Origin of the sequence: Streptomyces lasalocidi (genome assembly GCF_005280215.1) — a bacterium.
Classification (GTDB): Bacteria; Actinomycetota; Actinomycetes; order Streptomycetales; family Streptomycetaceae; genus Streptomyces; species Streptomyces longwoodensis.
In genome coordinates, this window is the sequence record NZ_SZNQ01000001.1 from 5,768,116 (window position 1) to 5,793,220 (window position 25,105).

General features: G+C 72.9%; 20 protein-coding genes and 1 riboswitch. Of the genes, 12 read left to right on the forward strand and 8 right to left on the reverse strand.

Annotated features, from left to right (window positions below; translation table 11 throughout):
- Positions 1–27 precede the first annotated feature (27 nt).
- Positions 28–534: a DUF6082 family protein gene (locus tag E4U91_RS26010; protein ID WP_137309068.1), complete on the reverse strand. Its 507-nt coding sequence runs from the start codon at positions 532–534 to the stop codon at positions 28–30.
- Between the two features lie 320 nt (positions 535–854).
- Between E4U91_RS26010 and E4U91_RS26015 the strand changes: the two genes are divergently transcribed.
- A complete protein-coding gene (locus tag E4U91_RS26015) occupies positions 855–2,087 on the forward strand; it encodes a CobW family GTP-binding protein (RefSeq protein WP_137309069.1) in 1,233 nt (410 codons plus the stop codon).
- On the opposite strand, the gene E4U91_RS26020 is transcribed toward E4U91_RS26015, so the two are convergent.
- Entirely contained in the window at positions 2,084–4,540 is a 2,457-nt protein-coding gene (locus E4U91_RS26020; protein ID WP_137309070.1) for a DNA gyrase/topoisomerase IV subunit A, read from the reverse strand. The two genes, E4U91_RS26015 and E4U91_RS26020, sit on opposite strands and share 4 nt — an antisense overlap.
- 336 nt (positions 4,541–4,876) lie before the next feature.
- On the opposite strand from E4U91_RS26020, the gene E4U91_RS26025 reads away from it, so the two are divergent.
- The 4 genes from E4U91_RS26025 to E4U91_RS26040 all read left to right on the forward strand — a co-directional run bounded on the left by E4U91_RS26025 (position 4,877) and on the right by E4U91_RS26040 (position 9,680).
- Entirely contained in the window at positions 4,877–6,262 is a 1,386-nt protein-coding gene (locus E4U91_RS26025) for a M16 family metallopeptidase (protein ID WP_137311001.1), read from the forward strand.
- Entirely contained in the window at positions 6,259–7,647 is a 1,389-nt protein-coding gene (locus E4U91_RS26030) for a M16 family metallopeptidase (protein WP_137309071.1), read from the forward strand. The genes E4U91_RS26025 and E4U91_RS26030 overlap by 4 nt, the downstream gene beginning before the upstream one ends.
- Positions 7,648–7,868: 221 nt before the next feature.
- Positions 7,869–8,032: riboswitch (cyclic di-AMP (ydaO/yuaA leader) on the forward strand.
- 13 nt (positions 8,033–8,045) lie between these two features.
- Positions 8,046–8,798 carry a M23 family metallopeptidase gene (locus tag E4U91_RS26035; RefSeq protein ID WP_137309072.1) on the forward strand — a complete coding sequence of 251 codons (753 nt, stop codon included), beginning with the start codon at positions 8,046–8,048 and terminating at the stop codon, positions 8,796–8,798.
- A gap of 186 nt (positions 8,799–8,984) precedes the next feature.
- The gene (locus E4U91_RS26040) at positions 8,985–9,680 is read left to right on the forward strand and encodes a GntR family transcriptional regulator (RefSeq protein WP_137309073.1); all 696 of its coding nucleotides are present in this window, start codon (positions 8,985–8,987) and stop codon (positions 9,678–9,680) included.
- 271 nt (positions 9,681–9,951) lie between these two features.
- Here the strand turns inward: E4U91_RS26040 and E4U91_RS26045 are convergent, their stop codons facing one another.
- On the reverse strand, positions 9,952–10,233 hold the full coding sequence (locus E4U91_RS26045; RefSeq protein WP_029382363.1) for an HPr family phosphocarrier protein: 282 nt from the start codon (positions 10,231–10,233) through the stop codon (positions 9,952–9,954).
- Between the two features lie 178 nt (positions 10,234–10,411).
- On the opposite strand from E4U91_RS26045, the gene E4U91_RS26055 reads away from it, so the two are divergent.
- From E4U91_RS26055 to E4U91_RS26070, 4 genes are all read left to right on the forward strand, one after another.
- The gene (locus E4U91_RS26055; RefSeq protein WP_137309074.1) at positions 10,412–13,363 is read left to right on the forward strand and encodes a bifunctional acetate--CoA ligase family protein/GNAT family N-acetyltransferase; all 2,952 of its coding nucleotides are present in this window, start codon (positions 10,412–10,414) and stop codon (positions 13,361–13,363) included.
- Between the two features lie 43 nt (positions 13,364–13,406).
- Positions 13,407–14,003 carry a DUF5998 family protein gene (locus E4U91_RS26060; RefSeq protein ID WP_174867862.1) on the forward strand — a complete coding sequence of 199 codons (597 nt, stop codon included), beginning with the start codon at positions 13,407–13,409 and terminating at the stop codon, positions 14,001–14,003.
- The gene (locus E4U91_RS26065; protein ID WP_137309075.1) at positions 14,003–15,196 is read left to right on the forward strand and encodes an alkaline phosphatase family protein; all 1,194 of its coding nucleotides are present in this window, start codon (positions 14,003–14,005) and stop codon (positions 15,194–15,196) included. The genes E4U91_RS26060 and E4U91_RS26065 overlap by 1 nt, the downstream gene beginning before the upstream one ends.
- Positions 15,197–15,257: 61 nt before the next feature.
- Positions 15,258–15,905, forward strand: a complete 648-nt coding sequence (locus E4U91_RS26070) for a thymidine kinase (RefSeq protein WP_067241824.1) — start codon at positions 15,258–15,260, stop codon at positions 15,903–15,905.
- Positions 15,906–15,969: 64 nt separating this feature from the next.
- On the opposite strand, the gene E4U91_RS26075 is transcribed toward E4U91_RS26070, so the two are convergent.
- Both E4U91_RS26075 and E4U91_RS26080 read right to left on the reverse strand, forming a co-directional pair.
- Positions 15,970–16,803: an SAM-dependent methyltransferase gene (locus E4U91_RS26075; RefSeq protein WP_137309076.1), complete on the reverse strand. Its 834-nt coding sequence runs from the start codon at positions 16,801–16,803 to the stop codon at positions 15,970–15,972.
- A gap of 95 nt (positions 16,804–16,898) precedes the next feature.
- The gene (locus tag E4U91_RS26080; protein ID WP_137309077.1) at positions 16,899–17,702 is read right to left on the reverse strand and encodes a VOC family protein; all 804 of its coding nucleotides are present in this window, start codon (positions 17,700–17,702) and stop codon (positions 16,899–16,901) included.
- Positions 17,703–17,997: 295 nt separating this feature from the next.
- Here E4U91_RS26080 and E4U91_RS26085 point away from each other — a divergent pair, with 295 nt between their 5' ends.
- The gene (locus E4U91_RS26085; RefSeq protein WP_137309078.1) at positions 17,998–18,849 is read left to right on the forward strand and encodes a sulfurtransferase; all 852 of its coding nucleotides are present in this window, start codon (positions 17,998–18,000) and stop codon (positions 18,847–18,849) included.
- 63 nt (positions 18,850–18,912) lie between these two features.
- Here the strand turns inward: E4U91_RS26085 and sepH are convergent, their stop codons facing one another.
- Positions 18,913–19,947: a septation protein SepH gene (sepH, locus tag E4U91_RS26090; RefSeq protein ID WP_137309079.1), complete on the reverse strand. Its 1,035-nt coding sequence runs from the start codon at positions 19,945–19,947 to the stop codon at positions 18,913–18,915.
- Between the two features lie 535 nt (positions 19,948–20,482).
- Here sepH and E4U91_RS26095 point away from each other — a divergent pair.
- The gene (locus E4U91_RS26095; RefSeq protein WP_241678687.1) at positions 20,483–21,340 is read left to right on the forward strand and encodes a hypothetical protein; all 858 of its coding nucleotides are present in this window, start codon (positions 20,483–20,485) and stop codon (positions 21,338–21,340) included.
- Here the strand turns inward: E4U91_RS26095 and E4U91_RS26100 are convergent.
- Both E4U91_RS26100 and E4U91_RS26105 read right to left on the reverse strand, forming a co-directional pair.
- On the reverse strand, positions 21,264–22,583 hold the full coding sequence (locus E4U91_RS26100; protein WP_137309080.1) for a D-arabinono-1,4-lactone oxidase: 1,320 nt from the start codon (positions 22,581–22,583) through the stop codon (positions 21,264–21,266). The two genes, E4U91_RS26095 and E4U91_RS26100, sit on opposite strands and share 77 nt — an antisense overlap.
- Positions 22,543–23,784 (reverse strand): MFS transporter, encoded by a 1,242-nt coding sequence (locus E4U91_RS26105; RefSeq protein ID WP_137309081.1) that lies wholly within the window; start codon positions 23,782–23,784, stop codon positions 22,543–22,545. Before E4U91_RS26105 ends, E4U91_RS26100 begins: the two co-directional genes overlap by 41 nt.
- Before the next feature lie 188 nt (positions 23,785–23,972).
- Between E4U91_RS26105 and E4U91_RS26110 the strand changes: the two genes are divergently transcribed.
- Positions 23,973–25,100 carry a ferrochelatase gene (locus E4U91_RS26110; RefSeq protein ID WP_137309082.1) on the forward strand — a complete coding sequence of 376 codons (1,128 nt, stop codon included), beginning with the start codon at positions 23,973–23,975 and terminating at the stop codon, positions 25,098–25,100.
- Positions 25,101–25,105 lie beyond the last annotated feature (5 nt).

Consider the following 25,105-nt stretch of genomic DNA (forward strand, 5'->3'; position numbering starts at 1 on the left):
GCCGCACGACGGTCGAGCCGCCCGGTGTCAGGCGGACTGCTCGGGCGGCTCGCCGACGACCCACCACTCGTCCGTGTCGGCGTCGAGGAGTTCCTGGACCAGGTCGTCCGTCATCAGGCCGAGGGCGTACTCCTCGGACGCCTCGGGCAGGCTCTTGCGGTGGTGCCGGGTCGCCTCCCAGTACTCGCGGAACACCTCGTTCCGGCACATGACCCGCAGGTGCCCGTAGAGCTCCGCGCGGGTCATCGCGCCGATGCGGTGGAAGTACAGGGCGTTGATGTAGAGGGCGTTGGCGAAGAGGAACTGCCGCTGCTTCTCCGGCGGGACGTCGGTCTCGTAGGTGTCGAGGACTGCGGCCAGGGCGGGGTCGTCCATGGCCTTGCAGATCAGGTCGAAGTGCAGCCGGTGCTGTTGGGCGAGAACGGCCCTCCTGCGGTGGCGGGTGCTCCGTGTGCTGAGGGAGCCGGAGACGGCCGCGAGCGTGCCTTTGGCGGCCGAGACGATCTTCCGGACTCCCGAACTCTGTGTGGCCATGTCAACCCCCGGTTCAGGCGGCCGTCCGCCGGTCGTCGGGGTGCGGGTGGGCGGACGGGGACCGGCGAGCGGTGGGCGGCGCTTGCCGTCTCCCAGGGTGCCGAGCGGCTCTGATCGGCGGGGAGGCGGAGAGGAGGCGCACGGAAGGAAGTGAGGGTCGCACACCCCGGCGCCTTGACCAACGTCTGCCCCGCGTACGCAGCTAACAATCGTTCACTCCGTGGTCGTCGCCCCCGCTCGTATCCTGGGACGGCATTCCGTTCCCGACCGCGCGCCCGCGCCGTGAGCCGGTGCGCGCCAAGGCGTGAGAGAGGTCGTACGTGCCGCACAGCCGCAGCACACCGCAGATCCCGGTCGTCGTCCTCGCCGGATTCCTCGGCTCCGGCAAGACGACCCTGCTCAACCACCTGCTGCACCGCAGCGGCGGCAGCCGGATCGGCGCGATCGTCAACGACTTCGGCGCGATCGAGATCGACGCGATGGCCGTGGCCGGCGCCCTCGGCGACTCCACCGTCTCCCTGGGCAACGGGTGCCTGTGCTGCGCGGTCGACGCGAGCGAACTCGACGGCTACCTCGAACGGCTCGCGCGCCCCTCCGCCGGCATCGACGTCATCGTCGTCGAGGCCAGCGGTCTGGCCGAACCGCAGGAACTGGTGCGGATGGTGCTGGCCAGCGGACACCCCGGGATCGTCTACGGCGGTCTCGTCGAGGTCGTCGACGCGGCCGAGTTCGACGAGACCCGTGTCCGGCACCCCGAGATCGACCGGCACCTCGCCCTGGCCGATCTGGTCGTCGTGAACAAGCTCGACCGCGCACCCGACGGCACGCGCGTCCTGGACCTCGTCCGCTCGCTGACCGACCGTGCCGCGGTCGTGCCCGCCACCTACGGCCGGATCGACCCGGAGTTCCTCTTCGACTGCCGCCCCGACGAGGAACGCGTCGGGCAGTTGTCCTTCGACGACCTGCACGCCGGGGAAGCGGACCCCGCCGAACAGACCGGCGCTCACGCCGGGGACCACGGCGGGCACCTCCACAGTGCCTACGACAGCCTGTCGTTCGTCTCCGACGTGCCCCTCGACCCCCGCCGGCTCATGCAGTTCCTCGACAGCCGGCCCGAGGGGCTGTACCGGATCAAGGGGTACGTCGACTTCGGCGCGTACGACCCCGACCACCGGTACGGCGTCCACGCCGTCGGCCGGTTCCTGCGCTTCTACCCCGAGCCATGGGCCGGCGCCGTGGCCCCCGCCGACGCTCCCGCCGGTGACCGGGAGCGAGCCGGGTCCCGTCTCACCCAGCTCGTCCTCATCGGCACCGGCATCGACACCTCCGCGCTCGGCAAGGAGCTGGAGGCGTGCCGGAGCGACAGCCCGGACACCGCCGACGAGTACGGCATGTGGGGCGTCCTGCGCTTCGTCCAGGGCTCCGAGGAGGAGCCCGGCGGCACCGGCGGGGCCGAGGAGCCCGCCGGGCCCAGCGGCCCGGCCACGCCGGCCGACCCTGCTGCACCCACCGACCCCGCCGACCCCGCGGGCGCTCCCTGTGGCGGCGCCTAGATCGGCCCCGCCACCACCGCCACCGTCTTCTGCAGGGACACGCCCGAGCCGTCGCGGCGCGGGTCCATCTCCGGCAGCTCGGCCGGTGTGCCGTTCTTCTGCGCGGCCTTGGCCGGGGTCGCGCCCGCCCAGGCCAGGGACAGGCAGTCCTCGCCCTTCAGGAACCGCTGGCAGCGCACGCCGCCGGTGGCCCTGCCCTTGCGCGGGAACTGGTCGAACGGGGTCAGCTTGGCCGTCGTCTGGACGGAGTCGTCCAGCGTGCCGCGCGAGCCGGCGACCGTGAAGACCACCGCGTCCACCGCCGGGTCCACCGCGGTGAACGAGATGACCTTGGCGCCCTCGGCCACCTTGATGCCCGTCATTCCGCCCGCCGGACGGCCCTGCGGACGGACCTGCGAGGCCTGGTAGCGCAGCAGCTGCGCGTCGTCCGTGATGAAGACCAGGTCCTCCTCGCCGGTACGCAGCTCGACCGCGCCGACGATCCGGTCGCCCTCCTTGAGAGTGATGACCTCCAGCTCGCCCTTGTTGGTCGGGTAGTCGGGCACCACCCGCTTGACCACGCCCTGCTCCGTGCCGAGCGCCAGCCCGGGGGAGGACTCGTCGAGCGTGGTCAGGCAGACCACCGTCTCGTCGTCCTCCAGGGAGACGAACTCGGCCAGCGGGGCGCCGCCCGAGAGGTTCGGCACGGTCGCCGTGTCCGGAAGCTGTGGCAGGTCGACGACGTTGATGCGCAGCAGGCGGCCCGCCGAGGTGACCGCGCCGATCTCCCCGCGCGCGGTGGCCGGCACCGCCGAGACGATCACGTCGTGCTTGGTGCGGCGGGCGTCCTCGTCGGCCGCGAACGGCTCGGCGTTGGCCGTGCGCGCCAGCAGGCCGGTGGAGGACAGCAGCACCCGGCACGGGTCGTCGGCGACCTGGAGCGGCACCGTGGCGGTCGTGCTGGCGGCCGACTCCAGCAGCACCGTGCGCCGCTCGGTCGCGAACTTCTTGGCCACCGTGGCCAGTTCGGCCGACACCAGCTTGCGCAGTTCCGCGTCCGAGTCCAGGATCCGGGTCAGCTCGGCGATCTCCTCGGTGAGCCGGTCCTTCTCCGCCTCCAGCTCGATGCGGTCGTACCGGGTGAGGCGGCGCAGCGGCGTGTCGAGGATGTACTGCGTCTGGACCTCGCTCAGAGAGAAGCGCTCCATCAGGCGCTCCTTGGCCTGCGCGCTGTTGTCGCTGGAGCGGATCAGCCGGATGACCTCGTCGATGTCGACGAGGGCGGTGAGCAGGCCCTCCACCAGGTGCAGCCGGTCGCGGCGCTTGCCCCGGCGGAACTCGCTGCGTCGGCGCACCACGGTGAAGCGGTGGTCGAGGTAGACCTCCAGCAGTTCCTTCAGGCCGAGCGTGAGCGGCTGGCCGTCCACCAGCGCCACGTTGTTGATGCCGAAGGACTCCTCCATGGGCGTCAGCTTGTACAGCTGCTCCAGGACCGCCTCCGGCACGAAGCCGTTCTTGATCTCGATGACCAGGCGCAGGCCGTGCTCGCGGTCGGTGAGGTCCTTGACGTCGGCGATGCCCTGGAGCTTCTTCGAGCCCACCAGGTCCTTGATCTTGGCGATGACCTTCTCGGGGCCGACGGTGAAGGGCAGCTCGGTGACCACCAGGCCCTTGCGGCGCGCGGTGACGGTGTCCACCGACACGGTGGCGCGGATCTTGAACGTGCCGCGGCCCGTCTCGTAGGCGTCGCGGATGCCGTCCAGGCCGACGATCCGGCCGCCCGTGGGCAGGTCGGGGCCCGGGATGTGCCGCATCAGGGCGTCGAGGTCCGCGCCCGGGTGGCGGATCAGGTGCCGGGCGGCGGCGATCACCTCGCCCAGGTTGTGCGGCGGCATGTTCGTCGCCATGCCGACCGCGATGCCCGAGGCGCCGTTGACCAGCAGGTTCGGGAAGGCGGCCGGGAGCGCGACCGGCTCCTGCTCCTGCCCGTCGTAGTTGGGCTGGAAGTCGACCGTGTCCTCGTCGATCGACTCCGTCATCAGGCCCGTCGCCGCGGCCATCCGGGCTTCGGTGTACCGCATGGCGGCGGGCGGGTCGTCGTTGCCCAGCGAGCCGAAGTTGCCGTGGCCGTCGACCAGCGGCACCCGCATGGAGAAGGGCTGCGCCATGCGCACCAGGGCGTCGTAGATCGACGCGTCGCCGTGCGGGTGGAGCTTGCCCATCACCTCGCCGACCACGCGCGCGCACTTGACGTACCCGCGGTCGGGCCGCAGGCCCATCTCGTTCATCTGGTAGACGATGCGGCGGTGCACGGGCTTGAGTCCGTCGCGGGCGTCCGGCAGGGCGCGGGAGTAGATGACCGAGTACGCGTACTCGAGGAAGGAGCCCTGCATCTCGTCGACCACGTCGATGTCGAGGATCCTCTCCTCGAACGCGTCGTCGGGCGGCGGGGTCTTCGTGCTGCGGCGGGCCATCGCTGCCGGCTCCTCCTGGTTCCTGGTAGCTCGCCGACGGGGGCGCCCCTCCGGCTCGCTCGCTGAAGCGTGTGACGGGATCTGTAGCGTGTGACGCGATCTGTGCGGTCCATTGTGGACCGCGGCACTGACAACGCGGGCGAGGACCCGGTCCCGGCGGACCGGCCGGCCCGTGGACGCCCCTCCCCGCGGCTGACCGCAGGCTACGCGATCCGCTGTGGGCGTACGTGCGGCGGGAACTTCGCCGACCGTCGGCACGCTTGCATACAGTGACAGGACCGGTAGGAACAGCGCGGTTCGACGACCGCGTCCGCGATCGAAGGGACGTACATGCCCATGGGTCACACGGCCACAGCCCAGGCAGGCTCCGGGGGCCTGACAGCGACCGAGCACCGCCTGGCCAACGGCCTGCGCGTGGTGCTCTCCGAGGACCACCTGACCCCGGTCGCGGCGGTGTGCCTCTGGTACGACGTCGGCTCGCGCCACGAAGTCAAGGGCCGTACCGGCCTGGCTCACCTTTTCGAGCACCTGATGTTCCAGGGCTCCGCCCAGGTCAAGGGCAACGGCCACTTCGAGCTGGTGCAGGGCGCGGGCGGCTCGCTCAACGGCACCACGAGCTTCGAGCGCACCAACTACTTCGAGACCATGCCGGCCCACCAGCTGGAGCTCGCCCTCTGGCTGGAGGCCGACCGCATGGGCTCGCTGCTGGCCGCGCTGGACGACGAGTCGATGGAGAACCAGCGCGACGTCGTCAAGAACGAGCGCCGCCAGCGCTACGACAACGTCCCGTACGGCACGGCGTTCGAGAAGCTGACCGCGCTGGTCTACCCCGAGGGCCACCCGTACCACCACACGCCGATCGGCTCCATGGCCGACCTGGACGCGGCGACGCTGGAGGACGCGCGCGCGTTCTTCCGCACCTACTACGCGCCGAACAACGCCGTGCTGTCCGTGGTCGGCGACATCGACCCCGAGCAGACGCTCGCCTGGGTCGAGAAGTACTTCGGCTCCATCGCCGCGCACGACGGCAAGCCCGCCCCGCGCGACGGCTCGCTGCCCGACGTCATCGGCGAGCAGCTGCGCGAGGTCGTCGAGGAGGAGGTCCCGGCGCGCGCCCTGATGGCCGCCTACCGCCTTCCCCAGGACGGCACGCGCGCGAGCGACGCGGCCGACCTCGCCCTGACCGTCCTCGGCGGCGGCGAGTCCTCCCGCCTGTACAACCGCCTGGTGCGCCGCGACCGTACGGCCGTGGCGGCCGGCTTCGGCCTGCTGCGGCTGGCCGGTGCGCCCTCCCTGGGCTGGCTGGACGTGAAGACGTCCGGCGACGTCGAGGTGCCCGTCATCGAGGCGGCCATCGACGAGGAGCTCGCCCGGTTCGCCGAGGAGGGCCCCACGGCCGAGGAGATGGAGCGCGCCCAGGCGCAGTTGGAGCGCGAGTGGCTGGACCGGCTCGGCACGGTCGCGGGCCGCGCCGACGAACTCTGCCGCTTCGCCGTCCTCTTCGGTGACCCGCAGCTCGCCCTGACGGCCGTCCAGCGGGTGCTGGAGGTGACGCCCGAGGAGGTGCGCGAGATCGCCCAGGCCCGTCTGCGCCCCGACAACCGTGCGGTGCTCGTCTACGAACCGCTCGCCCCGGAGCACGTCGAGGACGTCGAGGGCACCGAAGACCCGGAAGCCGCGGCCACCGTGGAAGCCGACGACAACGAGGAGGCGGCCAAGTGACCGAGCTCGCCACGATGGACTTCCACCCCCGGCCGACCGCGGGCGAGGCCAAGCCGTGGGCGTTCCCCGCGCCCGAACGCGCCACGCTCGACAACGGCCTGACGGTCCTGCACTGCCATCGCCCCGGCCAGCAGCTCGTGGCCGTCGAGGTCCTGCTCGACGCGCCCCTGGACGCCGAGCCGGCCGGCCTGGACGGCGTCGCCACGATCATGGCGCGGGCCTTCTCCGAGGGCACCGACAAGCACTCCGCCGAGGAGTTCGCCGCCGAGCTGGAGCGCTGCGGCGCCACCCTCGACGCGCACGCCGACCACCCCGGTGTCCGGCTGAGCCTCGAAGTGCCCGTCTCGCGCCTGTCCAAGGGGCTCGGGCTGGTCGCCGACGCGCTGCGCGCGCCCGCGTTCGCCGACGGCGAGGTCGAGCGCCTGGTGCGCAACCGCCTCGACGAGATCCCGCACGAGCTGGCCAACCCCTCGCGTCGGGCCGCCAAGGAGCTCTCCAGGCAGCTGTTCCCGGCGACGGCCCGCATGTCGCGCCCGCGCCAGGGCACCGCGGAGACGGTGGGGGCGATCGACGCCGCGGCCGTGCGCGCCTTCTACGAGCGGCACGTCCGCCCCGCCACGGCGACCGCCGTCGTCGTCGGCGACCTCACCGGCGTCGACCTGACCGCGCTGCTCGGCGACACCCTGGGCGCCTGGACCGGCTCCGCCGCGCAGCCGCGTCCCGTGCCGCCGGTGACCGCCGACGACACCGGGCGCGTGGTGATCGTGGACCGGCCCGGCGCCGTCCAGACGCAGCTGCTCATCGGCCGGATCGGTCCCGACCGGCACGACCGCGTGTGGCCGGCGCAGGTGCTCGGCACGTACTGCCTCGGCGGCACCCTCACCTCCCGCCTGGACCGCGTCCTGCGCGAGGAGAAGGGCTACACGTACGGCGTACGGGCGTTCGGCCAGGTGCTGCGTTCCGCGCCGGACGGGTCGGGCGCCTCGATGCTCGCCATCAGCGGTTCCGTCGACACGCCCAACACCGGTCCCGCGCTGGACGACCTGTGGAAGGTGCTGCGCAGGCTCGCCGAGGAGGGCCTGACCGACGCCGAGCGCGACGTCGCCGTGCAGAACCTCGTCGGGGTGGCGCCGCTGAAGTACGAGACCGCCGCGGCGGTCGCCGGCACGCTGGCCGACCAGGTCGAGCAGCACCTGCCCGACGACTACCAGGCCACGCTCTACCAGCAGCTCGCCGCCACCGGCACGGTCGAGGCCACCGCGGCCGTCGTCAACGCCTTCCCGGTGGACCGCCTGGTGACGGTCCTCGTCGGTGACGCCGCCACGATCAAGGAGCCCGTCGAGGCGCTGGGCATCGGCGAGGTGACCGTGGTCGCGGCCGAGTAGGCCGAGTAGGCCGACCGAGCCGCGTCAACACCGCGTGCACCACAGGGGTCCTGGGCGACGGAAGCGTCACCAGGGCCCCTGCGTGTCCGAATTGGGCGAGTGGTTGCCGCTCTGCGCTGTGGGATGCGCTACAAAAGCCCGGTTCCGTTTGGGAATCGGGGGCGAGCCCTTCTAAGTTCATCCGGGCTGTCCGTCAGGCAGTGCGCCGCATCCGCGGCACCGGACAGTCATCGCCGAGTCCCCGTACGGCGCGAGCCAGGGGAGCCGGGGACCCATCCAGTCCCTGGGGTGAATCGGGCGCCCGCGCGTGTCGCGAGGGGGCCCGTAGGAGACCTTCCTGCTCCGAACCCGTCAGCTAACCCGGTAGGCGAGAGGGAAGGAAAGGAACGCACCACTACATGGCGTTCAGCTGCGCCACGGGTAAGCACCGTCGACCCGGCCGTCTCCAGCGCACCACCGCCCGCGCGGCGGGCGTCGCGGCACTCACCACCACCGGCGTCCTGGCCACCGTGGCCTCCCCGGCCCTGGCCGCCGAGCCCACCGTCGAGCAGACCGGGCTCATCCCCGTCCTCACCGTGAACGACTCGGTCGCCCAGCAGGTCGACGACCAGGCCGCCGCGCAGAAGCAGGCGGCCGCGGAGAAGGCCGCCGCGGAGGCCGCTCGCCAGCGGGCGGTCGAGAAGGCGAAGCAGGAGCGCGAGGCCCGGGCCCGCGCCGCCCGCGAGGCCGAGCGCAAGCGGCTCAACATGTTCGTGACGCCGATCGCGCACTCCTACGTGTCCACCGGGTACCGCACCGGAGGCTCGCTGTGGTCCTCCGGCACCCACACCGGCATCGACTTCCACGCCGCGAGCGGCACCGCCGTGCACGCGGTCGGCCTCGGCACGGTCGTCGAGGCCGGCTGGGGCGGCGCGTACGGCAACCAGGTCGTGATCCGCATGAGCGACGGCGTGTACACCCAGTACGGGCACCTGTCGTCCGTGGCCGTCTCCGTCGGCCAGACGGTCGTCCCCGGCCAGCAGATCGGCCTCTCGGGCGCGACCGGCAACGCGACCGGCCCGCACCTGCACTTCGAGGCGCGCACCACGGCCGAGTACGGCTCGGACATCGACCCGATCGCCTACCTGCGCAAGCACGGCGTGGACGTCTGACACCACCCGGCTAAGACGCTGCGGCCCCGGCTCCCCGAGCCGGGGCTTTCGCGTTTCTCCCGCCCCGCTGTCCAAAAAATATCCCTGGATTCCGGACCGGCGTCGGAAATTGCGGCCGTTTGCATTAGAGTCGCTGAGCACACGTCCACCATCGACGTTTCACGGGGATTAATGCGGAGGTCGGTCATGCGCATTCCCGCGCACTCGGTGTGCACGGCCATCCGCGACGACATCGTCGCGGGTGTCTACGAGCGCGGAGGCCGGCTGACCGAGGAACTCCTCGCCCGCCGTTACGGCGTCTCGCGGGTCCCCGTCCGGGAGGCCCTGCGCACCCTGGAGGCCGAGGGCTTCGTGGTCACCCGGCGGCACGCGGGCGCGTGCGTCGCGGAGCCGACCGAGCAGGAGGCCGCCGACCTGCTGGAGATGCGCCTGCTCCTCGAACCGCTCGGCGCCTCCCGGGCCGCCCACCGGCGCACCGAGGCGCACCTGAAGGTGCTGCGCGGCCTGGTGCGGCTCGGCCAGGAGCGGGCCCGGCGGGGCAGCAGCGACGACCTGCGCTCCCTGGGCGGCTGGTTCCACGAGACGCTCGCCCAGGCCTCGGGCAGCCACGCCCTGACGTCCACGCTCACCCAGCTGCGCCACAAGATCGCCTGGATGTACTCCGTGGACGCCCCCGCGAGCCCGGCGGACACCTGGGCGGAGCACGGCGCGATCGTCGACGCGGTGGCGCGCGGTGACGGCGAGCGCGCGCGGGCGGTCACGGCGCTGCACACCGAGCGCTCCGCGGTCGCGCACCGGCTGCGCTTTTCCGGCGGCGGGGACCGCCAGGACCGTGTGAGGACTTCGCAACATCCCGTAAACACGTCGGGCCCGCGGCATTAACACGAGCGCCGTATACAAAGAAGAGTTATTCGACGGCCGGGTATTCGGGCTGTCTTTTCGTGCGTCCGCCGTGAATTCGCGGCGGCGCTCCTCCCGTGCGTCCGCGCGCGGAATTCCGGGCGCTCGAGCATTTCCCCGGCGGTAGCGCGGCACGGGGTGAATACGGCCGTAGGCGTCCCGAAGAACGACGAACCGCGACGCCCGGTGCGGGCGACGCGGTTCGTCGTACGGCGGTGGGTGCCTCCCCGCGCGGGGGGCGACGGCCCGGTGCTCAGACGGTCTCGGGAAGCTCCTCGAGCCCCTCGGCGACCAGCTTCGCCAGTCGGTCGAGGGCGGCGTCCGCGCCCTCGGCGTCGGAGGCGAGCACGATCTCCTCGCCGCCCTGGGCGCCCAGGCCCAGCACGGCCAGCATGGAGGCCGCGTTGACGGGGTTGCCGTCGGCCTTGGCGATCGTCACGGGGACGCCTGTGGCCGTGGCGGCCCGGACGAAGATGGAAGCGGGGCGGGCGTGGAGGCCCTCGGCCCAGCCGACGTTGACGCGGCGCTCAGCCATGTGATGCTGCCCTTCAGTGTCTCAGGGTTGTCTAGACCAGTGTTCCACATCGTGACGCGTGCCCTCGGGGCCCTGTGATCCCCTCGGGAGTGGGCGCCGGGCCGCGGCCTCGACCCGAGCTGCGTCCTCCACAGACTGCCTCGCGCCGTTGTCGTACGCGAGCCGTACGCTGGGCCCCATGCAGAGCGCCTCGGACCGGCCGGAGTACCCCGCCCACTGGGAAGCCGACGTGGTGCTGCGCGACGGCGGCACCGCGCGCATCCGCCCCATCACCGTCGACGACGCCGAGCGCCTGGTCAGCTTCTACGAGCAGGTGTCGGACGAGTCGAAGTACTACCGCTTCTTCGCGCCCTACCCGCGCCTGTCCGCCAAGGACGTCCACCGCTTCACGCACCACGACTTCGTGGACCGGGTGGGACTCGCCGCCACGGTCGGCGGTGAGTTCATCGCCACCGTACGCTACGACCGGATCGGCGCCGACGGCATGGCCGCCTCCGCGCCCGCCGACGAGGCCGAGGTCGCGTTCCTCGTCCAGGACGCCCACCAGGGCCGGGGCGTCGCCTCCGCCCTGCTCGAGCACATCGCCGCCGTCGCCCGGGAGCGCGGCATCCGCCGCTTCGCCGCCGAGGTGCTGCCCGCCAACACCAAGATGATCAAGGTGTTCACCGACGCCGGCTACACCCAGAAGCGCAGCTTCGAGGACGGCGTCGTCCGCCTGGAGTTCGACCTGGAGCCCACCGAGCGCTCCCTCGCCGTGCAGCGCGCGCGGGAACAGCGTGCCGAGGCCCGCTCGGTCCGGCGGCTGCTGGCACCCGGCTCGGTCGCCGTCATCGGCACCGGCCGCACGCCCGGCGGCGTCGGCCGCGGCCTGCTGCGCAACATCCGCACGTCCGGCTTCACCGGACACCTGCACGCGGTCAACAAGGCGTTCCCCGACGACCTCCGGGAACTCGACGGTGTGCCCGCCCACCGCTCCGTGCGGGACATCGACGGCCCCGTCGACCTCGCCGTCGTCGCCGTCCCCGCCGAGCACGTGCCCGAGGCCGTCGCCGAGTGCGGCGCCCACGGCGTGCAAGGACTCGTCGTGGTCTCCGCCGGGTACGCCGAGAGCGGCCCCGAGGGGCGCGAACGCCAGCGCGCCCTCGTCCGCCAGGCACGCGCGTACGGCATGCGGATCATCGGCCCCAATTCCTTCGGCGTCATCAACACCTCCCCGGAGGTGCTCCTCAACGCCTCCCTCGCACCCGAGCTGCCCCGGGCCGGCCGCATCGGCCTGTTCACCCAGTCCGGCGCGATCGGCACCGCCCTGCTGTCCCGGCTGCACCGGCGCGGCGGCGGCGTCACCGGCGTGACCGGCCTGTCGACGTTCGTCTCCGCCGGCAACCGCGCGGACGTCTCCGGCAACGACGTCCTGCAGTACTGGTACGACGACCCGGACACCGACGTCGTCCTGATGTACCTCGAGTCCATCGGCAACCCCCGCAAGTTCACCCGCCTCTCGCGGCGCACGGCGGCCGCCAAGCCGCTGGTCGTCGTGCAGAGCGCCGGATCGGCCCCACAGGGACACGCCGTGCGCGCCACGCGGCTGCCGCACACCACCGTCTCCGCGCTGCTGCGGCAGGCCGGCGTCATCCGCGTCGACACCATCACCGAACTCGTCGACACCGGCCTGCTCCTCGCCCGCCAGCCGCTGCCCCGCGGGCCCAAGGTGGCCATCCTGGGCAACTCCGAGTCGCTCGGCGTCCTCACCTACGACGCCTGCCTGTCCGCCGGACTGCGCCCCCAGCCCCCGCGCGACCTCACCACCCAGGCCTCCGCCGACGACTTCCACGCGGCCCTCTCGCGCGCCCTCGCCGACGACACCTGCGACGCGGTGGTGGTGACGGCGATCCCGGCGATCGGCGAGTCCTCACCCGGGGACGCCGAGCTGGCCGGGGCGCTGCGGTCCGCCGCGGCCGCGGTGCCCACCAAGCCGGTGCTCGTCGTCCACGTCGAGCTGGGCGGCCTGGCCGAGGCGCTGTCCGCCGCGACCAGCACCGCGCCCCGGGCCACCGGCTCCGCGCCCCCCGCCCGCGGCACCACGCGCGCGTCCGACGCGACCACCGGGCCGACCGCGGAACCGGCCGACGGACCGACGACCGCCGCGACGCCCGGGTCGACGACCAGCGGGCCGATGGCCGCGGCAGCCGCCCAGCCGCCGGGAGGGACAGCCGCACAACCGAGGACCGCAGCGGCCCCCGCGCCCCAGACCCCCGCGCCCGAGGACTCCCGCCTCATCCCCGCCTACCCCGCCGCCGAACGCGCGGTGCGCGCCCTCGCCGAGGCCGTCCGCTACGGGCAGTGGCGCCGCGACGCCGCCGACCCCGGCCGGGTGCCGGAGTACGAGGACATCGATGAGAAGGGTGCCGCCCGCCGGATCGACGGCCTGCTCGCCCGCGGGCAGGGCCTGACCCTCGGCGCCGACGACGCCGATGAACTCCTCGGCCGCTACGGCATCCGGGTCCGCAGTGCCCTGCCCGCGCCCACCCCGGACGACGCCGCCCGCGCCGCCCGCGACCTGGGCTACCCCGTCGCCCTGAAGGCCACCGCCCCGCACCTGCGGCACCGCGCCGACCTGGGCGGTGTCCGGCTCGACCTCGCGGACGAGGAGCAACTGCGCCGGGCGTACGCCGAGTTGACCGACCTGTTCGGCAAGCCCGAGGAGCTGCGGCCGGTCGTCCAGGGCATGGCGCCGCGCGGTGTCGACACGGTCGTACGGGCCGTGATCGACCCGGCGGCCGGAGCGGTGCTGTCGTTCGGGCTCGCCGGGGCCGCCTCCCAGCTGCTCGACGACATGGCGCACCGCCTGGTGCCGGTCACCGACCGCGACGCCACCTCGCTGGTGCGGTCGATCCGCACGGCACCGCTGCTGTTCGGCTGGCGCGGCTCCACGCCCGTGGACACCCCGGCCCTGGAGGAACTGCTGCTGCGGCTGTCCCGGCTGGTCGACGACCACCCGGAGGTCGTCGCGGTGACCCTGGAGCCGGTCGTCGTCGCCCCGCACGGCCTGAGCGTGCTCGACGCGTCCGTCCGCCTGGCCCCGCCGCCGGTCCGCGACGACCTGGGCCCGCGGACACTCCCCGTGTACTGAGACGACGCGCGAGCGTCCCTCGCAGTCAGTGGGTCCCCGTAGGATGGAGGACATGGCCAAGACCAGTACGACGACCCAGGGGCTGCGTGCGGCGATCGAGCGCAGCGGCTACTACCCGGCCCTCGTGGCCGAGGCGGTGGAGGCCGCCGTGGGCGGCGAGCCCATCCGGTCGTACCTGGTCCACCAGGAGACCACGTTCGACCAGAACGAGGTCCGCCGCCACGTGACCGTACTGGTCCTCACCGCCCACCGCTTCATCGTCAGCCACACCGACGAGCAGGCCGCCGACGACACGTCCCCGACGCCGTACGCCACGACCTCCACGGAGTCGGTGAAGATCGGCCGAATCTCCTCGGTGGTGGTCAGCCGGGTGGTCGCCAACCCCGAGTCGTACACGCCGGGCACCCTCCCGCGCGAGGTCGTGCTGACCATCGGCTGGGGCGCCGTCTCCCGCATCGACCTGGAGCCGGCCGCCTGCGGCGACCCCAACTGCGACGCCGACCACGGCTACACGGGCAACTCGACGGCCGACGACCTCAGCCTGCGCGTGAGCGAGGCGGGCGACGGGCCCGAGACGGTGCGCCAGGCGCTCGCCTTCGCCCAGTCGCTCTCCGAGGCGACCGCGGACCTCACCCGCTGATGACCCAGTCCGCGCCCTGGGACCAGCACGCCGAGCCGCTCGCCGTCGGCTCCGCCCCCGCCCCGCAGTACGGCAGCGGCTCCCTCGCCGACCTGCTGCCCACGCTCGCCGCGGGCGCGGGCGTACCCGGCCTGCCGGCCACCATCGAGGAGCTGGCCCCGGCCGACCGCAACTGCGTCTTCCTGGTCGACGGCCTCGGCTGGGAGCAGCTGAAGGCGCACCCGGACGAGGCGCCGTTCCTCACCTCGCTGCTGCCCGCCTCCCGCGGCGGCACCGGCCGCCCGATCACCGCGGGCTACCCGGCGACCACCGCGACCTCCCTCGCCTCCGTCGGCACCGGCCTGCCGCCCGGCGCCCACGGCCTGCCCGGCTACACGGTGCGCAACCCGCAGACCGGCGAGCTGATGAACCAGCTGCGCTGGCAGCCGTGGACCGCGCCGGGCGCCTGGCAGCCGTACCCGACGGTCTTCCAGCTGGCCCACGACGCGGGCGTGCACGCCGCCCAGGTGTCCTCGCCCACCTTCCAGAACACCCCGCTGACCAAGGTCGCGCTCAGCGGCGGCACCTTCCACGGACGCCTCACCGGCGAGGAGCGCGTGGACTTCGCCGCGGAGCAACTGGCCGCCGGTGACCGCGCGCTGGTCTACACGTACTACGCCGAGCTCGACGGCGCCGGGCACCGCTACGGCGTCGCCTCCGACACCTGGCGCGGCCAGCTGATGTACGTCGACCGGCTGGCGCAGCGCCTCGCCGAGCAACTCCCGCCGCGCAGCGCGCTGTACGTCACCGCCGACCACGGGATGGTCGACATCCCGTTCGACGAGGAACACCGCATCGACTTCGACGAGGACTGGGAGCTGCGCGCCGGCGTGGCCCTGCTGGGCGGCGAGGGCCGTGCCCGCCACGTCTACGCGGTGCCGGGCGCCGCGAACGACGTCCTGACCTGCTGGCGCGAGGTGCTGGGGGAGCAGTTCTGGGTGGCCTCGCGGGACGAGGCGATCGCGGCGGGCTGGTTCGGACCGCGCGTCGACGACCGGGTGTACGCGCGCATCGGTGACGTGGTCGCCGCCGCGCACGACGACGTGCTCCTGATCGCCTCGGAGCGCGAGCCGAAGGAGTCCGCCATGGTCGGCAACCACGGTTCGCTCACCCCTGCCGAGCAGTTCGTCCCCCTGCTCGAAGTACGGACCTGACGTCTTCCGCCCTCGTTCACGCCCCGTTGCCGCCCCCATGCCGAAAGGTGCTCGACTCCCCATGCCCGAGCTGGTGTTCTTCTCCGGAACCATGGACTGCGGGAAGTCCACCCTGGCGCTCCAGATAGAGCACAACCGCTCCTCGCGCGGCCTGGTCGGCATGATCTTCACCCGGGACGACCGCGCCGGCCAGGGCAAGCTGTCCTCGCGGCTCGGCCTGGTCACCGACGCGGTCGAGGTCGAGGACGGACGGGACCTGTACGCGTACCTCGTCGAGCACCTCTCGCAGGGCGGCCGCGCGGACTACGTGATCGCCGACGAGGCGCAGTTCCTGGCGGAGGAGCAGATCGACCAGCTCGCGCGCGTGGTCGACGACCTGGGCATCGACGTCTACGCGTTCGGCATCACGACCGACTTCCGCTCAAAGCTGTTCCCGGGCTCCCAGCGCCTCGTCGAACTCGCCGACCGGGTGGAGGTCCTCCAGGTCGAGGCACTGTGCTGGTGCGGCGCCCGCGCCACCCACAACGCCCGTACGGTGGGCGGTGTCATGGTCGTCGAGGGCGCGCAGGTCGTCGTCGGCGACGTCGACCAGTCGGCCACCGTGGGCTACGAGGTGCTGTGCCGGCGCCACCACCGCCGCCGCATGACGGCGGCGACGGCCCGTGCGGCAGCCCTGTCGCCGGACGTGCTGCCGGTCACCCAGGCCTGACCGCTGCCCTTCTGGCCGCGCCCGTCCCGACCACTCCCCGGCTCAGGCTTCCGGACCGCCCGCCCTACGGCTTGCGGGCCAGGGTCGCGGCGATGAGGTGCTCCCAGACGGTCAGCTCCCGAGGCGCCTGACCGCGCCACGGACCGTCGGCCTCGGTCACCTCGTCGGGGTGCCACAGGGACGCCGGGACGACGCCCGGTTCGAGTATCTCCAGGCCGTCCAGCAGGGCGAGGATCTCCTGGTCGGTGCGCCACCGGCCCCGGCCGAACGTCTGCTGCAGGACCGTCTCGGCCTCCGCCGTCTGCTCGTTGTTGCCCGACCGGAAGTGGCTGACGAAGAAGTAACTCCCCGAAGGCACCTGGTCCTTCCAGAAGCGGACGATGCCGGCCGGGTCCTCCTCGTCGTTCACGTGGTGCAGGATGGCGCTGAATATCACGGCGACGGGTTGCTCGAAGTCGATGAGCTCGACGGTGTCCGGGTGATTGCGTATCGCCTCGGGTGCGCGCACGTCGGCCGCGACCACGCGCGTGTGCTCGTTCCTCTCCAGCAGCGCGCGGCCGTGCACCAGCACCTGCGGGTCGGTGTCGACGTATATGACCCGCGACTCGGGCGCGTGCCGCTGTGCGACCTCGTGCACGTTGTCGGCGGTCGGCAGGCCGCTCCCCAGGTCGATGAACTGCCGGACGCCCGTGGTCGTCGCGATCTCCCGGACCGCCCGGGTCAGCGCCGCGCGGTTGGCGAACGCGATCGCAACGGAGCCGGGCAGGTCACGCTTGAACACGTCTCCCACCTCCCGGTCCACCGCGTAGTTGTCCTTGCCGCCGAGCAGGTAGTCGTAGACGCGCGCGATGCTCGGCTTGGTGGGGTCGATGGAGAGGCCTTCGGTCATGGGCGTCATTCTTTCCGCAAATGCCGTCCCTGACCATGGTTTTGGGCACGGAAGGCGGAGGGATCCCCGAGGGCGTCCCGTGCCGGGCCGCGCGGCGGTGGCCTTCAGCGCGGCCCCTCCACGAGGGCGAGTTCGGCCCCCTCGGGGTCGGAGACCGTCGCCACGCGCCCGTGGGCGCTGTCGTGGGGCGCGGTGAGCACCCGGCCGCCCAGCTCGGTGACGCGGGCCAGGGACGCGTCGACGTCCATGACCTCGAAGTACGTCATCCAGTACGGCCCCCGGTCCCGGGGCAGTGCGGCGCCCACGCCGTGCAGGCCGGCGACCGGGCGGCCGTCGAGGCAGAGGGTCACCTGGTCCAGGTCGGCGGAGTCCAGGGCCCGACGCTCGTAGCCGAACACCGTTTCGTAGAACTTGGCGACACCGGCCGCCTCGTAGGTCACCAGTTCGTTCCACGCGGGCGTGCCGGGTACGCCGGTGATCCCGGTGCCGAGGTGGGTCGCCCCCTGCCAGATGCCGAACACCGCGCCGGAGGGGTCGGAGCCGATGGCGAGGCGGCCGAAGTCGGCGGCCTCCAGGGGGCCCACGCCGATGGTGCCGCCGCACAGCCGCACCGTCTCGGCGGTGGAGTCGACGTCGTCGGAGGCGAGGTAGGGCGTCCAGGCGACCGGCAGGTGCCGGTCCGGCGAGAGCTGGCCGATGCCGGCCACCTCACGACCGTCGAGCAGGGCCCGCGCGTACGGGCCGAGTTGCGGCGGTCCGGGCACGAACTCCCAGCCGAACAGGGCTCCGTAGAACTCCTGTGTGGCCGTCAACCCGTGCGCCATCAGACTCACCCAGCAGGGTGTGCCGGGCGCGTACCGAGCGTGCGCTTCGCCGTCGTGTCCGGCCGACCCACGTGCCCCGGTCATCGTCACTCTCTCCTCGGCCTCTTGTGGTGGCCGCGTCGCTTCCGCCCTCCGGCCGTCGCGCAGATGCTCGCACCACCGGTGGTACCGCGCGCCACGGGGCACGCCGTCGCACGGTGGCCCGTGACCGGAGGATGCCCGATGTGCGGTGTCCCGTCCGTCTCGGTGCGATGGCCGATGTCTGTCGATCGGCTGTACGGCACGTGCCCGGTCCCGTACGCCACGTGACCGGCCTGCCCGGCGGAGCAGAGTAGCCGGACATCGACGGCGGGGCCACCCCGTGCGCGAGGATGGGCCCATGAACGCCATCATCTCCGCATCCGAACTCGCGAGCGCCCTGGCCGGCGGGAACCCGCCGGTGCTGCTCGACGTCCGCTGGCAGCTCAGCGTGGCGAAGGCGGCCGGGGAGCCGCCCTTCGACGGCCGCGCCGCATACGCGGCCGGACACCTGCCGGGCGCCGTCTTCGTCGACCTGGACCGGGAGTTGGCCGGCGCCGCGGGCGCCGCCGGACGCCATCCGCTGCCGGACCTGGCGGAGTTCGGCGCCGCGATGCGCCGGGCGGGCGTGTCGTCGGCGCGGCCGGTCGTCGTGTACGACGGCGGGCAGGGCTGGGCGGCGGCACGCGCGTGGTGGCTGCTGCGCTGGACGGGTCACCCGGACGTGAGCGTGCTCGACGGCGGGTTGACTGCGTGGGAGGGGCCGCTCTCCACGGACGTCCCCACCCCGGCCGAGGGCGACTTCGCACCGGTTCCCGCAGCCGCGGGCCTGCTCGACGCGGACGGGGCCGCGGCGCTGGCCCGCTCCGGAGTCCTGTTCGACGCGCGCGCGGGTGAGCGGTACCGGGGCGACGTCGAGCCCATCGACCGGGTCGGCGGGCACATCCCGGGGGCCGTCTCCGCGCCCACGAACGACAACGTCGGCCCGGACGGCCGGTTCCTGCCCGCCGAGGAACTCGGTGCGCGCTTCAAGGCGCTGGGCACCGCCGACGGCACCGAGGTCGGCGTGTACTGCGGCTCGGGCGTGTCGGGGGCGCACGAGGTGCTGGCGCTGGCGGTGGCGGGCATCCCGGCCGCGCTGTACGTCGGGTCCTGGTCGGAGTGGTCGGCGGACCCGTCGCGCCCGGTGGCCGTGGGACCGGACCCGCAGTGACGCGTTGAGGGCCGCGCCGTCCCCGGCGCGGCCCTCAACTGTGTCCTGAACCTGTCCTGCTCCCTACTCCTGCTTCTTGCGGCGCGTCCCGAAGACGATCTCGTCCCAGCTCGGGACGGCCGCGCGGCGGCCCGGGCGGACGCCGTCCGCCTCGGCCTGACGGTCGGTGGCGCCGACCAGGCGGTCGCGGTGGCTGCCGACCGAGCGCGGCATCAGGACGTCCGCGTAGGCGGAGCCGGCGGACGCGGCCGGTGCCGGGGGTTCCTCGGCGGCCGGTTCCGGCACGGGCTCGTCGTCGGGTTCGTCCGAGGGGCGCTCCGGGACGACCAGGTCGCCACGGAAGCTCGGCACCGCCTCCAGCAGGCTGGTCAGCGAATCCCGTTCCCGCTCGGTGCTCTCCTCGGCCGGCTCGGAGGCCTGCGCGGGCAGGCTCGGCCGCTCGAGGGCGCGGTCCATGCCACGGTCGCGCGGCAGGCGCGCGATGCGCGGGACGAACGGGAAGCTGGGCTCCGGCGCGGCGAGGTCGTCGGACTCGCCGATCAGCGAGCGCGCCTCCTCGTCGACGGCCTGGACGAGCCGCCGGGGCGGGTCGTACGTCCAGCTCGCCGAGTGCGGTTCGCCCGCCACCTGGTAGGCCAGCATGACCTCCCAGGTGCCGTCGTCGCGGCGCCAGGAGTCCCATTGCACGGTGTCCTTCTCGGCGCCGCGCAGCAGCAGACGCTCCTGGACGGCCTCGCCGAGCTGGGGACCCGCGGCGTTCTCACCGGGGCGGCGGACGGGCGTCTTGCGGGCCCGTTCGGCCATGAAGGCGCGCTCGGCCAGCACGGGCCCCTCGAAGCGGCGCACGCGGTCGACGGGGATGCCGGCCATCTGGGCGACCTCTTCCGCGGTCGCGCCGGCACGTATACGCGCCTGGATGTCACGGGGGCGGAGATGGCTCTCCACCTCGATCTCGATCTGGCCGAGGCGGGGACGGTCGCCGCGCACGGCGGCGCGGAGCCGTTCGTCGATCGGAAGCGTGTACTCCGTGCTGTCCGCAGCCTTCAGCACCAGCCGTGTGCCGTCATTCGAGACGGCCACGACACGCAGTTCGGGCATGGGGACCTCCCGGGTGGTGCCTGCCGACGTCACGTGCGTCGCTGCTTCCGCTAGTCGAGTGTGGCCTGCCCGGGTGCAGCCTGCCACAACCTTGCCGAGTTGCCCGGCGTGTCGGGCTCGGACCCGGGATCGCCGTTATGGCACGGTTACCTGTTCGCCACGCTGAGTGACCAACTCGCTCACCCTGAGCAACAAGCCCCCTCCCGGCGGTCCAGCAAGGCCCCGGACGCCCCTGGCGGGAGACCGGACCCAGGGCTCGCAACAGTACTCCATTCGGGCCACGTGCGTGGATTGGCGCGCCGCCCAACTTCTGGCAAGGGGTGCGACTTGGCCGCCCGTCACGCGGCCGCCGTGATCATCCGCGTGGCGTACTTCACGTAATCCGCAGAAATGGAACCATCCATTTCGCTCGTACGTCCCCTTCTTGTGCAGTTGGCCGATCAGGGCCGAATGGTCGATCGAGGGTGATTGGCCGGTCAAGCGTGGATCACGTGGATCATGGATCAAGTACGGGAAAGGCAGGCAAGGTTCCGGAATGCGTGAAAGGCCCGATGCCGTCGACACGTCGATCCCAGGAGGGGAGGGGGCCGAGGAAGCGGCGCCGCCGGGGAAGCGCCTCGACCTGAGTCTCCCCCAGGTGGCCGGCAGCGCCGTGGCGGCCGTCATCGCCGCCAAGCTCGCCTCGTACTTCGGGGTCTACGGCACGATCCTCGGCGCCGGTGTCGTCAGCATCGTCGCCACCTGCGGCGGCACGGTCTTCCAGCACTTCTTCAGCCGGACCGGTGAACAGCTCCGTGAGGTGACCGTCGCCCGCCCGCGCGAGACCTCGCCGGCGAGGGCGCGTACGGCACCCGGCGGGCCCCGCACACCCCGGGCGCCGGGGGAGTACTCGGAGGGAACGGTCTACCGCGCGCGGACCCGCAGCTGGAAGCGCCCGGTCGTCGCGGCCGCGCTGGTGTTCGGCGTCACCATGGCCGGGATCACCACGTACGAACTGGTGTCCGGCGACAGCTTCAGCGGCGGCCGGGGCACCACCGTCAGCGACGCGGTCACCGGCGGCACCTCCCGGTCCGGCTCCGGGGGCGACCCCTCCCCGACGCCACCCGCCGCCACGCCGTCCACCGACGGCGACCCGACCCCTTCGGCCGGTGCGTCCGCCGACACCCCTACGGATGACGGCGGTACGGCCACTGACAGCGGTACGCCGTCCGGCGCGACCCCGACCCCGACCCCCACGCCGGGTGCCACCGGGGGCAGTGGATCGGACACCTCGGAGACCCCGGCACCCGGGACGTCCGACGGGACCGGCACCGCCCCTACTGACCCAGCACCCTCCGCAGGTAGTCGTTCTGGAACAGCCGGTCCGGGTCCAGCCGGTCCCGCAGCGCCGTGAACTCCCCGAAGCGGGGGTAGACCGAGGAGAAGTACGCCGCGTCGCGCGTGTGCACCTTGCCCCAGTGCGGCCGGCCCTCGTGGGCGGTGAAGATCCGCTCGGCGTCGGTGAAGTACCGCTGGTAGGCCGTCCCCCGCATCATGTGGACGGCGATGTACGCGCTGTCCCGGCCGGACGCGGTGGACAGGGTGATGTCGTCGGCCGGCGCCGTGCGCACCTCGACCGGGAAGCTGACGCGCAGCCCGGAGCGCTCGACCATGGTCTTCAGCTCGCGCAGCGCCCCGGTCACCGCCTCGCGCGGAACGGCGTACTCCATCTCCACGAAGCGCACCCGGCGCGGGGAGGTGAACACCTTGTACGGGATGTCGGTGTAGGTGCGCGCGGAGAGCGCCCTGCTGGAGATCCGCGCGATCGCCGGGATCGTCGCCGGGACCGCCTGGCCCACCCACTGGGCCGCCTGGAACACGCCGTTGGAGAGGAACTCGTCCTCGAACCAGCCCGCGAGCTGCGGCACCGGCTTCCGGGGGCCCGCGCTGCGGTTGTTGCGCTTGGTGTTGGTGTTGTCGGTGTGCGGGAACCAGTAGAACTCGAAGTGCTCGTTCTCGGCCCACAGTTCGTCGAAGTCGGCGAGCACCTTCTCGAACGGCATCGGCTCCTCGCGCGCCGTGAGCAGGAAGACCGGCTCCACGGCGAAGGTGAGCGCGGTGACCACGCCGAGCGCGCCGAGCCCGATCCGGGCGGCGGCGAAGACGTCCGGGTTCTCCTTCTCGGAACAGGTGAGCACCGAGCCGTCGGCGGTCACCAGCTCCAGGCCCCGGATCTGGGCGGCGATGGAGCCGGACTCGCGGCCGGTGCCGTGCGTGCCGGTGCTGGTGGCGCCGGAGACCGTCTGCTCCATGATGTCGCCCATGTTGGTCAGCGACAGGCCCTCGCGCGCGAGGGCGACGTTGAGTCGCTTGAGCGGCGTCCCGGCCTCGACCGTGACGGTCATGGCGTCACGGTCGATGTCGCGGATGCCCGTCAACAGTTGAGGGCGGATCAACACTCCGTCCGTGGCGGCTATCGCCGTGAAGGAGTGTCCGGTGCCGACGGCCTTGACCCGCAGGCCGTCCTCGGCCGCCCGGCGGACCGCCGCGGCCAGTTCGTCCACGGACGCGGGCGTGACCTCCCGCGCGGGCCGGGCGACGACGTTGCCGCCCCAGTTACGCCACGTTCCGTTCCTGCCGCTCGTCGTGCTGCTCAACGGTGCCTCCCCGACCCGGAGCCGGCCTGCTGAGCCGGCGGAACCCCAGGAAACCGACCACGGCCGCGACGGCCCCGGACACCGCCGGGACCCCGTACCCGGCCCGGGCGCCGGCCGCGTCGATGACCCAGCCGGCCGCCGACGAACCCAGCGCCACACCGACCGCGAGCCCCGTGCTCACCCAGGTCATGCCCTCGGTCAGTTGTGCGCGTGGTACGTGCTCCTCGATCAGGGACATCGTCGTGATCATCGTGGGAGCGATGAACAGGCCCGCGACGAAGAGCGCCACGGCCAGAAACGGCAAGTTTCCGACCAGTAGGAGGGGGATCATACTCACGGACATCAGCAGCACGCCCAGGAGCCAGCGGCGTTCCGGCGCCCCCTTCACGTGCAGCAGGCCGAAGACCAGCCCGGCCACGCAGGAGCCCGCCGCGTACAGGGCGAGCACGACGCTCGCGGCGCTCTTGTGCCCCCGCTCGTCGGCGAACGCGACGGTCACCACGTCGACCGCGCCGAAGATCGCCCCCGTGGCCACGAAGGTGGCCACCAGCACCTGCAGGCCCGGGGAGCGCAGCGCCGTGCCACCGCGGCCGTCGCGCCCGCGCGGGTGCGGCTCCGGCTCGGTGGCGCGCTGGGCGGTCAGCCAGAAGACACCGACCGCCAGGAAGCCCGCCGCCAGCAGCGGGCCCGCCTCCGGGAACCACGCCGTCGACAGGCCGATGGAGATGATCGGCCCGAAGATGAAGCACACCTCGTCCACCACGGACTCGAACGAGTACGCCGTGTGCAGCTGGGGAGTGCCCCGGTACACCGCCGCCCAGCGCGCCCGGATCATCGCGCCGAGGCTCGGCACCGAACCGATGCCGGCCGCACACGCGAACAGCACCCCGTCCGGCCAGTCGAAGTGCGCGGCGAGCAGCAGCCCGGCCGCCGCCGCGAGCGCCACCAGCGTCGCCGGTCGCAGCACCCGGCGCTGCCCGTGCTGGTCGACCAGGCGGGAGATCTGCGGTCCGATCAGCGCCGCCGACAGGGCGATGGTCGCCGACAGCGCGCCCGCGAGCCCGTAGCGCCCGGTGAGCTGGGAGACCATCGTGACCACGCCGATGCCCATCATCGACAGCGGCATCCGGCCGATGAACCCGGCGGCCGAGAAGCCCCTGGAGCCGGGGGCGGCGAACAGGGCGCGGTAGGGGCTGGGCACGGGCGGCTCCGGTCGGTGCGGTCACGCGCGCGGGGACGGGGGGAGGCGCGGTGAGCTCGTAAGGTGCGAATGCAGTCGATACAGCTTACGAGTGAGGGCACCCTCACGCACCACCGGGAGGGGGCCGGAAAATCCGTCGGCGAGCCCGTCGTTTCCCCGGTGTCAGCGGCGGGTGGCAGGATCGACACATGCCAGACGTGCTCGATGCCACCCCGTACGACGCCCTGCTCCTGCTCTCGTTCGGTGGCCCGGAGGGCCCGGACGACGTGGTGCCGTTCCTGGAGAACGTCACGCGTGGGCGGGGCATCCCCAAGGAACGGCTGAAGGAGGTCGGACAGCACTACTTCCTGTTCGGCGGGGTCAGCCCGATCAACGACCAGAACCGTGCCCTGCTGGACGCGCTGCGCAAGGACTTCGCCGGACACGGCCTGGACCTGCCGGTGTACTGGGGCAACCGCAACTGGGCCCCGTACCTGACCGACCCCCTGCGCGAGATGGCCGCCGACGGCCGCCGCCGCGTCCTGGTGCTGGCCACGAGCGCGTACGCCTCCTACTCGGGCTGCCGGCAGTACCGCGAGAACCTCGCCGACGCCCTCGCCGCCCTGGAGGCCGAGGGGCTGGCGGTGCCGAGGGTGGACAAGCTGCGCCACTACTTCAACCACCCGGGTTTCGTGGAGCCCATGGCCGACGGCGTCGTCGCCTCGCTGGCCGAGCTGCCCGAGGACGTGCGTGAGGGCGCGCACATCGCGTTCACGACGCACTCCATCCCGACCGCCTCCGCGGACACCTCCGGCCCGGCCGAGGAGCACGGCGACGGTGGTGCGTACGTGCGCCAGCACCTGGAGGTGGCCCGGCTGGTCGCCGACGCGGTGCGCGAGCGCACCGGCACGGAGCACCCCTGGCAGCTGGTCTACCAGTCGCGCTCCGGTGCCCCGCACATCCCGTGGCTGGAGCCGGACATCTGCGACCACCTCGAGGAGCGGCACGCGGCCGGCGTCCCGGCGGTCGTCATGGCGCCGATCGGTTTCGTCTCCGACCACATGGAGGTCCTGTACGACCTCGACACCGAGGCCACCGCCCGGGCGCGCGAGCTGGGCCTGCCGGTGCGCCGCTCGGCCACGGTCGGCGCCGATGCGCGTTTCGCCGCGGCGGTCCGGGACCTGGTCGTGGAGCGCGCGGCCGTCGAACGCGGCCAGGACGTCACCCCCTGCGCCCTGGGCGCCCTGGGGCCCAGCCACCAGGTCTGCCCCGTCGGCTGCTGCCCCGCCCGCGCCCCCCGGCCCGCCGCCGCGGGCGCCGACAGCCCCTACGCGTGAGGACC

Excerpts from the sequence above, each read along its gene's own strand:
- E4U91_RS26065 (WP_137309075.1), top strand. The coding sequence starts at position 14,003 with ATGACCCAGTCCGCGCCCTGGGACCAGCACGCCGAGCCGCTCGCCGTC.
- E4U91_RS26035 (WP_137309072.1), top strand. The coding sequence starts at position 8,046 with ATGGCGTTCAGCTGCGCCACGGGTAAGCACCGTCGACCCGGCCGTCTC.
- E4U91_RS26085 (WP_137309078.1), top strand. The coding sequence starts at position 17,998 with ATGAACGCCATCATCTCCGCATCCGAACTCGCGAGCGCCCTGGCCGGC.
- sepH (WP_137309079.1), bottom strand. The coding sequence starts at position 19,947 with ATGCCCGAACTGCGTGTCGTGGCCGTCTCGAATGACGGCACACGGCTG.
- E4U91_RS26070 (WP_067241824.1), top strand. The coding sequence starts at position 15,258 with ATGCCCGAGCTGGTGTTCTTCTCCGGAACCATGGACTGCGGGAAGTCC.
- E4U91_RS26110 (WP_137309082.1), top strand. The coding sequence starts at position 23,973 with ATGCCAGACGTGCTCGATGCCACCCCGTACGACGCCCTGCTCCTGCTC.
- E4U91_RS26095 (WP_241678687.1), top strand. The coding sequence starts at position 20,483 with ATGCGTGAAAGGCCCGATGCCGTCGACACGTCGATCCCAGGAGGGGAG.
- E4U91_RS26080 (WP_137309077.1), bottom strand. The coding sequence starts at position 17,702 with ATGACCGGGGCACGTGGGTCGGCCGGACACGACGGCGAAGCGCACGCT.
- E4U91_RS26045 (WP_029382363.1), bottom strand. The coding sequence starts at position 10,233 with ATGGCTGAGCGCCGCGTCAACGTCGGCTGGGCCGAGGGCCTCCACGCC.
- E4U91_RS26075 (WP_137309076.1), bottom strand. The coding sequence starts at position 16,803 with ATGACGCCCATGACCGAAGGCCTCTCCATCGACCCCACCAAGCCGAGC.
- E4U91_RS26025 (WP_137311001.1), top strand. The coding sequence starts at position 4,877 with ATGGGTCACACGGCCACAGCCCAGGCAGGCTCCGGGGGCCTGACAGCG.
- E4U91_RS26055 (WP_137309074.1), top strand. The coding sequence starts at position 10,412 with ATGCAGAGCGCCTCGGACCGGCCGGAGTACCCCGCCCACTGGGAAGCC.
- E4U91_RS26040 (WP_137309073.1), top strand. The coding sequence starts at position 8,985 with ATGCGCATTCCCGCGCACTCGGTGTGCACGGCCATCCGCGACGACATC.
- E4U91_RS26010 (WP_137309068.1), bottom strand. The coding sequence starts at position 534 with ATGGCCACACAGAGTTCGGGAGTCCGGAAGATCGTCTCGGCCGCCAAA.
- E4U91_RS26060 (WP_174867862.1), top strand. The coding sequence starts at position 13,407 with ATGGAGGACATGGCCAAGACCAGTACGACGACCCAGGGGCTGCGTGCG.
- E4U91_RS26020 (WP_137309070.1), bottom strand. The coding sequence starts at position 4,540 with ATGGCCCGCCGCAGCACGAAGACCCCGCCGCCCGACGACGCGTTCGAG.